The sequence below is a fragment of the Formosa sejongensis genome (genome assembly GCF_033447105.1).
In the GTDB taxonomy this organism is placed as follows: Bacteria; Bacteroidota; Bacteroidia; order Flavobacteriales; family Flavobacteriaceae; genus Formosa.
Map to the genome: position 1 here is coordinate 18,277 of NZ_JAWQUN010000012.1, position 14,043 is coordinate 32,319.

At 34.9% G+C, this 14,043-nt stretch carries 11 protein-coding genes; 3 read left to right on the forward strand and 8 right to left on the reverse strand.

The features are described from left to right. Window positions 1–10: 10 nt before the first annotated feature. The 3 genes from menD to R6X41_RS12250 all read right to left on the reverse strand — a co-directional run bounded on the left by menD (window position 11) and on the right by R6X41_RS12250 (window position 3,454). A complete protein-coding gene (menD, locus tag R6X41_RS12240; RefSeq protein WP_318500624.1) occupies window positions 11–1,768 on the reverse strand; it encodes a 2-succinyl-5-enolpyruvyl-6-hydroxy-3-cyclohexene-1-carboxylate synthase in 1,758 nt (585 codons plus the stop codon). Between the two features lie 138 nt (window positions 1,769–1,906). Then, window positions 1,907–3,028 carry a chorismate-binding protein gene (locus tag R6X41_RS12245; RefSeq protein WP_318500625.1) on the reverse strand — a complete coding sequence of 374 codons (1,122 nt, stop codon included), beginning with the start codon at window positions 3,026–3,028 and terminating at the stop codon, window positions 1,907–1,909. Further along, complete coding sequence (locus tag R6X41_RS12250; RefSeq protein ID WP_318500626.1) at window positions 3,029–3,454, reverse strand: PaaI family thioesterase; 426 nt, start codon at window positions 3,452–3,454, stop codon at window positions 3,029–3,031. 62 nt (window positions 3,455–3,516) lie between these two features. Between R6X41_RS12250 and R6X41_RS12255 the strand changes: the two genes are divergently transcribed. After that, entirely contained in the window at window positions 3,517–4,098 is a 582-nt protein-coding gene (locus R6X41_RS12255) for a GNAT family N-acetyltransferase (RefSeq protein WP_318500627.1), read from the forward strand. Between the two features lies 1 nt (window position 4,099). Here R6X41_RS12255 and R6X41_RS12260 read toward each other — a convergent pair whose 3' ends face one another. Further along, a complete protein-coding gene (locus tag R6X41_RS12260) occupies window positions 4,100–5,047 on the reverse strand; it encodes an NAD(P)H-dependent flavin oxidoreductase (RefSeq protein ID WP_318500628.1) in 948 nt (315 codons plus the stop codon). Between the two features lie 137 nt (window positions 5,048–5,184). Here R6X41_RS12260 and R6X41_RS12265 point away from each other — a divergent pair, with 137 nt between their 5' ends. Then, window positions 5,185–5,448 carry a hypothetical protein gene (locus R6X41_RS12265; RefSeq protein WP_318500629.1) on the forward strand — a complete coding sequence of 88 codons (264 nt, stop codon included), beginning with the start codon at window positions 5,185–5,187 and terminating at the stop codon, window positions 5,446–5,448. 44 nt (window positions 5,449–5,492) lie between these two features. Continuing rightward, window positions 5,493–5,858: a hypothetical protein gene (locus R6X41_RS12270; RefSeq protein ID WP_318500630.1), complete on the forward strand. Its 366-nt coding sequence runs from the start codon at window positions 5,493–5,495 to the stop codon at window positions 5,856–5,858. 22 nt (window positions 5,859–5,880) lie between these two features. On the opposite strand, the gene R6X41_RS12275 is transcribed toward R6X41_RS12270, so the two are convergent. From R6X41_RS12275 to R6X41_RS12290, 4 genes are all read right to left on the reverse strand, one after another. Then, the gene (locus R6X41_RS12275) at window positions 5,881–7,815 is read right to left on the reverse strand and encodes a heavy metal translocating P-type ATPase (protein WP_318500631.1); all 1,935 of its coding nucleotides are present in this window, start codon (window positions 7,813–7,815) and stop codon (window positions 5,881–5,883) included. 72 nt (window positions 7,816–7,887) lie between these two features. Next, entirely contained in the window at window positions 7,888–8,304 is a 417-nt protein-coding gene (locus R6X41_RS12280; protein WP_318500632.1) for a Fur family transcriptional regulator, read from the reverse strand. Between the two features lie 136 nt (window positions 8,305–8,440). Next, entirely contained in the window at window positions 8,441–9,652 is a 1,212-nt protein-coding gene (locus tag R6X41_RS12285; protein ID WP_318500633.1) for an efflux RND transporter periplasmic adaptor subunit, read from the reverse strand. 1 nt (window position 9,653) lies between these two features. Further along, the gene (locus R6X41_RS12290) at window positions 9,654–13,988 is read right to left on the reverse strand and encodes a CusA/CzcA family heavy metal efflux RND transporter (protein WP_318500634.1); all 4,335 of its coding nucleotides are present in this window, start codon (window positions 13,986–13,988) and stop codon (window positions 9,654–9,656) included. Window positions 13,989–14,043: the final 55 nt, after the last annotated feature.

Genomic DNA, 14,043 nt, shown 5'->3' on the forward strand with positions numbered 1-14,043 from the left:
CAAAATACAACTATTTTAAAGCCTTAAAATAATCAATTAAAATGCTATCGTTTATAGTTGAAGGTGTGAAAATTTCTAAAATTTTAGGTGCATTTGATTCTGAATAAAAAGTATCTAATTCCGATGCCAATTCATATTCGTTTGAAGCCGTTTGATAATCGAAATTATACATTTTAGCTAAATGCTTCGCCGTTAAATGATGCTTGGTTTCAAAGAAACAATCGAAATTCTCTGTGTTTTTATGTCCAGGTAATATTCTGAAAATGCCACCACCTTCATTATTAATAACTATAATTCTAAAATCTTTTGGAATGTAATTGTTCCACAAGGCATTGCTATCGTATAAAAAACTCAAATCACCCGTTATTAAAGTGGTTGGTTTGGGATTTGCAACAGCACAACCAATAGCTGTAGATGTGCTACCATCTATTCCACTAGTACCACGATTACAAAACACCTCAACATCAAAAGGCAAATCAAACAATTGCGAATAGCGAATGGTAGAACTATTACCTAATTGTAAAACAGAATCTTTTCTCAATGTACTCATGAGTATATCAAAAACTTTAAAATCGCTATAAAGCATGTCTTTAACATAGGCATTATGCTTAAATTCTCTATATTGTTTTACTTTATTCCAATAGGTTTTATACTCACTTTCCACGATGGTAATACGAATAGTAAGCTGACTTAAAAACTGATTTGGAGTTGTTTGAATATGTTTATTTAAACTAAAAAATGTGTCGTTTGGTTTTTGAATACTCGCATGCCAATGTTGTTTTGGCTTATACGTTCTAAGAAAAGCTTTTATACGTTTGGAAACAATTAAGCCTCCAAAAGTCAATAAAATATCTGGTTGAAGTGCCTTAAATTCTTCATCGGTTAAAGGCGTAATTAATTTATCGATACTCGGAAAAAAGCCTTTCTGATGTACATTCGAGGTTGTTTCTGTAAATACAATCACACTATCATCTTCAGCGAAAACATCAAGATATTTTTGCTCAATGTCGTTTGGACCATTTACTCCGATAAGAACAAGTTTACGTTCCGCTTCATTCCAATCGTCTGCACAAAACTCTATGGTTTCAAAATCTAATTCAAGAGATTCTGCTTCAACCTCAATCACTTCAGGATTTACCAATAAGGATTCTACGCGATTATATAATGGCTCTTCAAATGGAATATTAATATGTACAGGACCTGGTTGCGTTCTAGCCTTATTTAACGCTAAATTTATTTCCGTTTCATTACTTGTTTGAGCATGATTTTGAAGATTTAAAAAATGTTCTAATTTAAGTTCAAGTGTTTTAAAAACAGGAATGGGTTCCGAAGAAAAACGTTGATGAGATTCTTTTACATCTAACTTTAAATTTGCAGAATATAGAATATGATTTTTAAATACATTAGGCTGATTAATAGTTTGTCCATCTCCAATACCAACCATATGTTCCGGACGATCTGCCGATAACACCACTAATGGAATATGACTATAAAAGGCTTCGGAAATGGCAGGATAATAATTCAATAATGCACTTCCAGAGGTACATGCTACAGCAACGGGTTCTTTTAATTGCTGGGCAATTCCCAATGCAAAAAATGCCGCACAACGTTCGTCTACGATACTATAACATGTGAAATATGAATCGTGAGTAAACCCTATTGTTAAAGGTGCATTTCTACTCCCTGGAGAAATCACAATGTGTTGTATCTGTTTGGCTTTACACAGTTGAATCACTGTTTGCGCGAGAGGAATCGCTGAATATATCATGGGAAAATAATTATAAACTATCAGCTGTAAAATTAAGCAATCTTAAATTTAAACACGATTAAGTTTTATCTTTTTCAATCAGTTTATTTTATTGATTTTTTACCAAGTTAATTCTACATAAAAACGTAAGGCATTTACCTAAAACAGCACTTTTTTCATCGTAGATGTTTTACTTACTGTTTCCTCCCATTCTGCTTCAGGATTAGAATCTTTAGTAATCCCTCCTCCTACGTATAACGCAATTTTGTTTGGTAACACTTGCATACAGCGTAAATTCACATACAAATTACTAACCGTTTTTACTGTTGCATAAACGTTGTTTTCAACATTTCTCCGATTGGTGTTTCGTGTTTGTCGTTGTTTAAAATGTAACTCGCCCATAAATCCTGAATAAAACTCACGATTATAACTTTCATGTTCAAGAATAAAGGCTTTCGCTTCTGCTTTAGGTAAACCACAAACCGCAGGCGTTGGATGCAATGCCCTTACAATTTGTAATAGACCTGAATAATCTTTACTTAATCGCGCCGAAATTTGTGTCTGCAAATGCAATAATCCTCCTGCTCTAACTGTTCGGCGTTCTGAAGTTGAAACATGTTCTACCTCGGCATCTAAATTAGACACTATATAATCGGTTACAAACTGTTGTTCTTCCTGTTCCTTTGTTCCCCATGAAACATCCGTACTTCCTTTATAAACTTGTGTTCCTGCTAATGCCATAGTTGACATGCGTTGTCCTTCAGTTTTTAATAAGGTTTCAGGAGTTGCGCCTAACCAAAGTCCGATTTTTGGGTGATACCAGCAATAGACAAATGCTGTTTTATAAGTGGACAATAAACGTTTAAAGACTTCAAATACATCTAGATTATCTTTAGATACATAGTCTGGTCTCGATAACACTACTTTTTTCAAGTCCGTTTTCTCTATTTCAGACAAAGCCTTTTCTATAGTACGAATATACTCTGACTTCTGTTCTGAAGTTGATTCTAATTCATCAGTTACAGATTCCAATGCTTCGCCTTTAAATACATCACAATAGTCCAATTCTGAATGTTCTAAAGGCATTACTATCATTTTAGAAGCATCATCGAAAGGCGCAAACACAAAGCCGGTTTCAGATAAATCTTTAGTTTCATATAAGGTATCATCATTTTGAAATAATACGTTAACCCGATTTTCATTGGGTTTTCTATACGTCACAAAAGGCAAAGCGTCTTCAAATTGAGCGTTTAGACATTCAAAAAAATCATCTTGATCCATTTACTTCTTTTTAGGTAAGGTAATAGTCGATAATTTACAAAGCGAAACTAAATTATCATCCTCGTCGGTTACTCGGATATCAATAAGCTGAGTGGTTCTTCCTTTATGAATAAAAGATGCCGTAGCATAAATATAACCTGACTTGACACTTTTTAAATGATTGGCTGTAATTTCTAAACCACGCACAAAAAATTCGTTTGTATCTAAAAAAATATGAGATGCAAAACTTCCAACACTTTCGGCTAATGCAGCAGTTGCTCCGCCATGTAAAACACCGTCTGGCTGATGTACTCTAGAATTTACAGGCATTTTAGCAACCAATGTATCTTCAGTAAAATCAACGATTTCAATTTGTAACGTTTCCATTAAGGTGTTTTTACAAGCTGCATTCGCTTGTTTTAGCACATCTTCTTTTGTTGGTTTCATATAAAACGTATATTTAGTAATGCAAAAGTACAAAACGTGTTGCAGATAAATTCATCCTCTTTATGAACATTCAACAATTAGAAGATAGTCGTGTAAAACTCACGCTTTTAGGGTTAAGTAATTATAAAAAATTAGAGCCTGTTGCATTTCAAAAAGATTTGGTGCAATTCTCCCCTACGGATATTGCGACTCCCGAAGCATTAAGAGACTATGTGCAAACGGCAGTCGATGGCTATTACCATAAAACGTGTATTCCGTTTTTAGTGTTCGATAAACAGAATAGATCGTTTGCAGGTTGCACTCGATTTATGAATATAAATCTTAGACAGAAAGTCTTAGATATTGGATCCACATGGATTGGCTATGAGTTTCAAGGCACCGGATTAAACAAGCACATAAAATATTTAATGCTTCAATATGCTTTTGAGACCATGGGATTTGAGAAAGTAGAATTTAAGATTGATGAGCGTAACATCCGTTCTCGAAAAGCTGTAGAATCTATTGGAGGCACTTTAGAGGGTATCCTTAGAAAAAACATTTATTTACTAAACGGATTTAAACGAAACACTTGTATTTACGGCATTTTAAAAGAAGAATGGGATGCGTTAAAAACAACGGTCTTTAGTGAATTTGAATCGCATTAACCTAATCTACTAATTTAGCCACAATATCTTTAACTGGTAAAACAGTTTTTGTATATTCTATACTGGGTCCTGCTACCCAAACGGTTTTATAAGTCACCTCTGTGGCTGCCTTTTCAGTAGCTTTCATACCTATAGCAAATCTCATCATTTTCACCCATTTTTTAAGACTTTTATTTTTATTTAGTAGTTTTTCGTACCAAGGTTGAGACGTTCCTGTTTTCTGAACATAAGGGGTATTAATCACTGTACATGGCGTACCCGAAATACGCTCGGTCATTATAATATCTTTTGCGCCGTATTCTATACACGCCTGTTTGTATTCATTGGTTACATCTGCTTCCATTGAAGCGATAAACGGACTTCCTACAGATACGCCATCTGCTCCTAATTTCAGCATATGGTCTACGTCTTCTTTTCTTCCTACACCACCAGCAGAGATTACGGGAATCTTACAATTCAAAGTTAACTCTTGGATTAAAGCTCTTGGAGATAATTCACCACGATGTCCGCCTGCCTGATCATTTACAGCTATTAAAGCATCTGCGCCTAAATCTTCTACCTTTTTGGCAAATCTTAAATCGGTGACATCGCAAAAAACTTTAATACCTACTTTGTGTGCCTTTTTGATTGTTTCCTCTGGGCTACCTAAAGATGTGATGATAAAGTCGCAACCTTCCTCGCATAACACACTTAACTGATCTTTATATTTGATGTTGGATTTATTCACAATCAAATTAAAACCAAATGCACCTCCTTTTACTTTAGCTGCTTTCAATTCTAGTATAGCTGCTTTTAAGTCAGGTAACGTTCTATAATTTAAGGCTGGAATACACCCTGCAATTCCACTTTCCATTGCGGCCTTAACCATGGCTACGTTAGACACCAAAAACATGGGTGCTTGAATAATAGGATGCGTAATATTTAGTAATTCAGTCAGTTTAGTTTGCATAATTTTAAGCTATCGGTTCTAACAAATATAGATTAATTTTATTATGCATGCATAATTTTAATATTATAATCAAAAAAATATATACTAAAAATTAGTATATATTTATCTCAATTGTCATTCTAGTAACAAAATATAAAATGGAATATAATTTAAATAAAATTCGCTATTATGAAGTTTTTATAAGAGATGTAATCAATGAAATAGTAACAAATATCAACTTCGAAAAATTAGAATTAGAAAACAAAACATTTCTAACTAAAATAAAAGAGAGATTAGGTTTTGAAACAGATAAAGACTGGAAATTTTTAACCTCATCTCTCGATATCATAGGAGATTCCCATTTTGCTATTTCAATATTTTATGAAAACAAAAAAAATTTGATACTGGTGAAAACTATTTAAGACTCTATGGTGTATTAAGTGCTGTTTATATTCAACAACAAGCTTTGCTTGAACTTTCTAATCTTTTCAAAGTTCAAAATTTAAAAAAATTAAAAGAAGAGATAGAAGCACTTGACATCCTTTATTTAAGACATTGTATTGCGGAACATCCTGTAAATTTTCAAAACGAAAATAAAAAGTTTAGTTTTAAAATCGATAGGTCTTCTGTTAATTCAAATGGATATGTTTCTTTATTAGATGAAAATAATAAAAAAGTAGATTATAATATTTTTGAAAGCTTAAAGAACTATTTGAAATTAGTTGAAATCAGTTTAGAAATAATGAGTATAAAATTAGTTAATTCTGCATTCAAAACAACTTTGAATAAAAGAGTATCTCTTCTAGATGAAATTAAAAAAATCAACCAATAAGCATAACAACTTATTTATACTATTAATCCCAATGCATACGTTGCAATCTCACGGCATTTAAAATCGCTAAAAGCGCTACACCAACATCTGCAAAAACCGCTTCCCACATGGTTGCCAATCCGCCTGCACCAAGAATTAATACGATTAATTTTACACCAAAGGCTAAGGTGATATTCTGCCAAACAATAGCTTTAGTTGACTTACTAATTTTTATAGCTGTAACTAGTTTTGAAGGTTGATCGTTTTGAATAATAACATCTGCCGTTTCTATAGCCACATCACTTCCTAATCCGCCCATAGCAATACCAACATCACTTGCAGCAAGTACAGGCGCATCGTTAATACCATCTCCTACAAAAGCAACTTTTATGCCTTTGTTCTTCTTCAGGTTTTCAAGGTCATTCAATTTATCTTCAGGTAACAAACCACCTTTAGCGTCCTTAATATTTAATTCTGAAGCAACTTGTTGGGTAATACTATCTTTATCTCCAGACAACATTATTATTTTAGAAATTCCAACAGCTTTCAATTTAGAAATAGTTGATTTAGCATCAGCTTTTAACTCATCTGCAATTACGATATAGCCAGCAAACATATTATCTATTGCAATCATAACCACAGATTCTACTATGCTTTCTGTTTCTTTAGGCACTTCAATAGCATTAGATTTCATTAACGTTGCATTTCCGACCAATATTTTTTTAGTTTTTACAGTACCACTTAAGCCTTGTCCTGCAATTTCCACTACATCTGTAGCTTGTAGATTCGTTTTAGTGTGATATAATAATATAGCTTGTGCAATCGGGTGTGTAGATTTAGCTTCCATAGCCGTAACATATCCCATAAATTCTTGCTCGTCTATCTGAAACGTTTTAATGGTTTTAATTTTGAATACACCTTTAGTCACCGTTCCCGTCTTATCCATAACCACGGTATTAATTTTACTCATAGCTTCTAAAAATGAAGCACCTTTAAATAAGATGCCATGTTTAGATGCTGCTCCCAACCCGCCAAAATAGCCAAGCGGAATAGAAATAACCAACGCACACGGACAAGAAATCACTAAGAAAATTAAAGCACGATACAACCAATCTCCAAAGACATAATCCGACACAAAGAAATAAGGTAACACTGTAATTGCTATAGCCAAATACACCACGATTGGCGTGTATACTTTAGCAAATTTTCGGATAAACAATTCTGTTTTAGACTTTCTAGCTGTTGCATTTTGTACTAAATCTAAAATTTTAGAAATAGAACTGTCTTTAAATAATTTAGTCACCTCAACCTCGATAACGCCTTCTAAATTAATACTCCCAGCAAAAACATCCTTCCCTTTTATAATCGTATCCGGTTTACTTTCACCTGTTAAGGCTGCTGTATTTAGGGATGCTTTAGTAGATAGCAACACACCATCTAAAGGCACCTTCTCGCCTACGCGAACTTGTATAGTCTCTCCTATATTTACATGTTCTGGTGCTACAGCACTATAATTACCTTGACGCAACACCATAGCTTCTTTGGGACGCACATCTAACAAGGCTTTAATATTTCCTCTCGCTTTACTAACTGCAGCACCTTGAAACAATTCACCAATAGCATAAAATACCATTACGGCTACACCTTCAGGATATTCTCCTAAAGCAAATGCACCTAATGTAGCAATCGTCATTAAAAAGAACTCTGTAAAAAATTCACCCTGTTTAATACTGTCCCAACTCATTTTCAAAACTGGTAAACCTACAGGAATATAAGCTGCAGTGAACCAAATTAATCGGATTGGGTTCTTAAAAAAAGATACATTAAAATAATCGAAAGCTAGACCAATTAGTAATAAAGAAAAACTAATAATGGCAGGCAAATATGGATATTTAGTAGGAACCTCTTGTGTATGACAGTGGGCACTACCACAACAATGCCCTTGATCGTTATGTGTTTCTGTATGTGTTTCGCTCATCTCTAAATTTATTTTTATTTAAACTTAATAATACTTCAAAGATGACCATTTTATCCATGCAATGGAAGTGCATTAATCTGAACTACATTTGTCGCAAATGCCTTTTACTACTAAATTAACATGTTCTGCAATAAATCCTTTTGGAACCTTAATTTTTGGAATTTTATGATCGGTTAAACAAATGGTAGATCCGCATTGTGTGCAGTGAAAGTGAAGATGCAAGTCGGTATCTAAATCGCAATGGCAATTTGGCTCACAAAGTGCATATTTAGTCACACCGGTACCGTCGTCTATTTGATGTACAATCTCTTTGTCTTCAAAGGTCTTAATAGTTCGGTATAACGTTGTCCGATCTGCTTTATCGAATGCGTTCTCGATATCGCTTAAGGTGACTGCTTCGTGTTTTTCTGATAAAAAATTACAAATAAGTATTCGCATCGCAGTGACGCGAATACTTTTAGATTCTAAAAAGGCTTCTACTCCTTGCATATAATAATTATTTTTTTGAAACCAGCTATACTTGGAAATCAGCCACAAAGATATTAAGCTAGTTTCATTTAAATATTAGAGTCAAAAATCAAAAAACTGTATTTTAGATTCCTGCTTTCGCAGGAATTCTTTTCAATTAATGATGATGTCCTGCACTTGCTTTCTTCATTTCGGCACTTAAATAATAGGCATTGTTAAAAGCAAATTGAGTTGATTTATCTGGAGCTTCTAAAAAGGTGATAGCATGCCAGTCGCCATCCTTAGCACCAGGAATAACTTCTAGTGGTTCAAACTTCCATTCTTCAGCTTCTTGTTCCGCCGTAAAGACAAAGAAACGATCGCCTTCTTTAAAAATAGCGTGTTCAGGAATGGCTAAAGATTCCGCTTCATTAATCTGAATTTTCCCTTTAATATACATTCCCGGTATTAGATGTCCTTTTTCGTTTTTAATCTCGGCATGTACATGAACGGCTTTCGGATTATCTTCAAAAGTTTTACTTACCGAATAAATTTCGGCAATTAATTCTTCATCAGGAAAGGATTGTACCGTAAATCTTATTTTTTGGCCTTTTTTAATATGATACACGTCTTTTTCGAAAACCATTAAATCGGCATGTACATGATGTGTATTTACAATTTCGAATACTTCTGTTTCTGGAGCTACATATTGCCCCGTTTTTACATTCACCAACTGAACAAAACCTTCAATAGGTGTGCGTAATCCTACACGCTGAAAAATGGTGCCATTCTGAATGCTTTTCGGGTTTAAATGTAATAATTGTAATTGTGCACCTAATCCGTTTACTAATGCTTTGGACGCATCGTATTCAGCCTCGGCTTTCTGATAATTAGCACCAGAACCTACGCCTGAGTCGTATAATGTTTTCTGACGTTCAAAATTCTTTTTCAAATAATTGCTATTACTATACGCATTCAAATAATCAGTTTGCATTTTAATAATGTTAGGATGCGATAAATATGCAACCACTTGTCCTTTTTTAACTTCATCCCCTTCAATCACTTCTATTGAAGCAATATTAGCACCAACTATAGTTGTAATTGAAGCTTCATTTTGTGGCGGAACTTCTAAAGTACCATTAGCTTCTACATAGCCACTCATTAAACGATGAGACAAGGTATCTACTTTCATTTGTAGCGCCTGAAATTGTGACGCTTTTAAATGCACGCCTTCTGCTTCTTCATGATCTCCATGTTCATCATGATCATCATGTTGTTCTTCAGTAGATTCGTGATCACTATGTACGTCGTTGTTATTAGAGTCTTTAGATCCGCAACTTAAAAGACTGGTAAAAAGTGTAAATACACCGATATATATTAATTTTTTCATCTTAATTCTGATTAAAATATTGTAATTCAAATAAACTGTTGAAGTAATTTAAAAGGGCTTCTTGCGCATCTAATTCCGATTGAATCGCCTCTTTAATGAGTTGCGAAAATCCGCTATAATCTACAGCTCCTTCCTTATAGGCTAATAATGCGCCTTGGCGTTGTTCTTTAGCCAATGGTAACACTTTAGATTCGTAAAACGACCAAGATTCCGACCATTGTTTAAATTGTGCTTGCGCTTGAAAATATTCAGATTTCACTTGATCTTGTCTTAACAACACATTAGACTCTGCGATCTCTTTATCTATTTTTGCTGTTTTAATATCTGCGCGATTGTTCCCCGACAAAAACGGAATAGAAATTCCGGCTTGGTAACTGTAAAATCCCGAATTACCATCAATTGTTTGCAAACCTCCTTGTAAATTGAATTTTGGCAAACTATTCGCTTTCGCGGCCTTTAATTGGGCTTCACTTTCTTTAACATATAACTCGGCAACTTGATACGCGGGATGATTCTTAATATCTAATTCTATAATTAAATCGTCTTGATTTTCAAACGTATCTGGAACTGTATAAAACGTATCGGATGCTAACCAAAGATTTAGTTGTTGCAGTGCAATGCTATAGGCTGTTGATGCTTTTGCTTCATTATTCTGAATTTGATAATACTGATTTTTAGCCGCCGCATATTCTAATCTAGAAATCGCTTCAACTTCATAATTCAAAGCCACAGCTTGTTCAAACTTAGTATAAATAGAATCTAATTCTGAATATAACTGATATTCCATTTTAGTTTGAAATGCCTTGGCCCACGCTTTTTTAACTTCTAAAGCCAATTGAAGCTCTGACAATTCATACGCACGTTCTGCTAACAAAATACGCTGATTTTGCAACTGCTTTTTAGCTCCAATTCCGAAAATATCTATATTATTTTGACCAAGCTGAACTGTAGTATATATGCCTTCACTTCCTCTTAGTTCTTCACCACCGGTAGACATATTAGTCGTTCCTAAGTCGAAAGCTGTACTTTTTATAGCTTCTTCTTTATCTATGGCTAATGCTTTTTGTTTTAACAACGGATATTGGGTTCTAGATAACTGCACGGCATCTTCCAAAGAAATTTCCTGACCTTGATTTGGTAATTGCTGAGCGTGCCCTAATTGTGGAATACCTAAAAACAACACCAATACGGCTATTGATGGTCCCATAGCACGTTTTAAAGTAATTTTATCCTGACGCTCTTCGACCCAATGATATAAAATGGGTAACACAAATAACGTTAATAAGGTTGATGTTAGTAAACCACCTATAACTACTGTTGCTAAAGGACGTTGTACTTCTGCTCCCGCAGATGCTGAAATGGCCATAGGTAGAAATCCTAATACATCTGTAAATGCGGTAAGCATAATCGGACGGATTCTTCGTTTTGTTCCTTCAAAAATCCGGTCTTTTAAATTAATAACACCTTCATCTTTTAGTTCGTTTAAGCCACTAATCATCACTAATCCATTTAAAACGGCGACTCCAAAAAGGACTATAAACCCAACACCAGCCGAAATACTAAATGGCATATCACGTAACCAAAGCGCAAAGACACCTCCAATCGTTGCCATCGGGATCGCGATATAAATCATGAGGGTTTGCGGAAATGATTTTAAGGCGAAATAAATTAATACAAAAATCAATAATAAAGCGATTGGCACAACGGTTTGTAAGCGTGAACTGGCACGTTCTAAATTTTCGAATGCACCACCATAACGGATGAAGTATCCTGGAGGTAATTTTAATTCGGCATCTAACTTTGCTTGAATTTCTGTGACTAAAGATTTTACATCGCGACCACGAACATTTACACCAACATAGGTTCTACGATTCGTATTGTCTCGACTAATTTGCATAGGTCCGGCTTTATAAGAAATATCTGCTATTTCCTTTAACGGAATTTGAGATCCACCGGGTAATTTGATAAACAAATTCTGAACATCTGTAATATCTGTTCTATTTTGCTCTTGTAAACGCACTACCACATCAAAGCGTTTTTCACCTTCAAAAATCACTCCTGCATTTCCGCCTGCAAACGCCGATTGCACCACCCGATTCAGTTCATTAATCTGTAATCCGTATTGTGCTAATTTTTGACGGTTATAGGTAATCGTCATTTGGGGTAAACCTGTAGTGGCTTCCGCTTTCATATCGCCAATACCTTCAATACCTGCAATAAGTTTGGTGACTTCTTCTGCTTTATCGGCAAGAAGATAAATATCTTCACCATATAATTTAATGGCAATGTCTTCACGAACACCTTCTAACAGTTCATTAAAACGCATTTCCATAGGTTGCGTAAATTCATAGTTAACACCGGGAAGAATTTGCACTGCTTCCTTCATTTTTTCTATCAGTTCGTCTTTAGAACTTGCAGAGACCCATTCGCTCTTCGGTTTTAAAATTACAATCACATCGGCTAAATCCATGGGCATCGGATCTGTAGGGATTTCGGCAACACCAATACGACTCACGACTTTATCGACTTCTGGAAATTTAGCTTTTACTATTTGTTCTATTTTAGTGGTGGTTTCTATCGTTTCTGTTAATGAACTACCTGGCTTGAGAATGGCGTGAAATGCGATATCGCCTTCATCTAACTGCGGAATAAACTCGCCTCCCATTTTGGTAAACATAAATACCGTTACAGCAAAAAGTAATACACCAAGTCCGACAATCCATTTTCCTTTGTTTAAAGCTGAATGTAATAACGGTTGGTATTTACGTTCTACCCAATGCACAAATTTATCGCCATAAGACAGTTTATCAGATTTTGGAGCACGAAGCACTAAAGCCGACATCATTGGTACGTATGTTAAACACAAAATCATGGCACCAATCATAGCAAATATGAAGGTTAACGCCATAGGTTTAAACATTTTCCCTTCAATCCCTTCTAAAGCGAGAATAGGAAGAAACACAATAAGAATAATTAGCTGACCAAAAAATGCAGCATTCATCATTTTCTTTGAAGACTTAGACGCAATCTTATCTCTATCTTCAGCAGTAAGTTTTCCTTTCTTCAGGATTTGAGCCGCGAATACAAATACGGTGGCTTCAACAATAATAACGGCACCATCGACAATAATTCCGAAATCTATCGCACCTAAACTCATAAGGTTTGCCCAAACATCGAAAACATACATTAATATGAATGCGAATAATAAAGACAACGGAATAGTTGATGCAACTATAAGTCCGCCACGCCAATTTCCTAACAAGAAAATCAACACAAAAATAACGATCAATGCACCTTCGGTTAAATTGAAACTCACGGTAGATGTTGTTTTATCTATCAGTACGCTACGGTCTAAAAGTGGTTGAATTTCGACACCTTCAGGCAACGATTTTTGAATGAGTTTCATGCGCTCTTTAACGGCTTGTATAACTTCATTAGAACTTGCGCCTTTTAACATCATAACTAATCCGCCAACCACTTCGCCTTCTCCGTCTTGGGTCATTGCGCCGTAACGAATCGCCGAACCAAATTTCACTTCGGCAATATCTCCGATTGTAATAGGAATCCCTTGTGCATGAGAGACCACAATGTGTTTAATATCGTCTAGACTGCGAATTAAACCTTCTCCACGAATAAAATTCGCTTGATGGTTTTTCTCGATATATGCACCACCGGTGTTTTGGTTATTGGCTTCTAAAGCTTCAAACACATCGGTAATCGATAAACCAATCGCATTTAATTCTGAAGGATTTACTGCAACTTCATATTGTTTAATTTTCCCTCCAATAGCATTCACTTCAACAACACCTGGCACCATAGCCATTTGGCGTTGTACGATCCAATCTTGCATGGTTCGCAGATCTGAAATAGAATATTGGTCTTTAAATTCGGGTTGTACTTTTAAGGTATATTGATATATTTCTCCTAAACCTGTTGTTATTGGTCCCATGGTTGGTGTTCCAAAACCTTCGGGAATATCTTCTTTAACTTCAGATAGTTTTTCAGACACTAGTTGTCTTGGTAAATAGGTGCCCATATCGTCTTCGAAAACAATAGTCACAACCGATAAACCAAAACGTGATACTGATCGAATTTCATGAACATTGGGTAGGTTACTCATGGCAACTTCTACGGGATAGGTTACAAATTGTTCAATGTCTTCGGTTCCTAAATTGGGAGCCTGCGTAATCACTTGAACTTGATTATTTGTAATATCGGGAACAGCATCTATGGGCACTTTGGTTAAGCTCCAAATCCCTGCTCCTATTATGGTAAGCGTAAGCAAACCAATACTGAATTTATTATGGATTGAAAAATCAATGATTTTATTAATCATAGAAAATGAGTTATAATGTGATTATAAATTAGAAAGTATTCTTAAAGTTATTTAA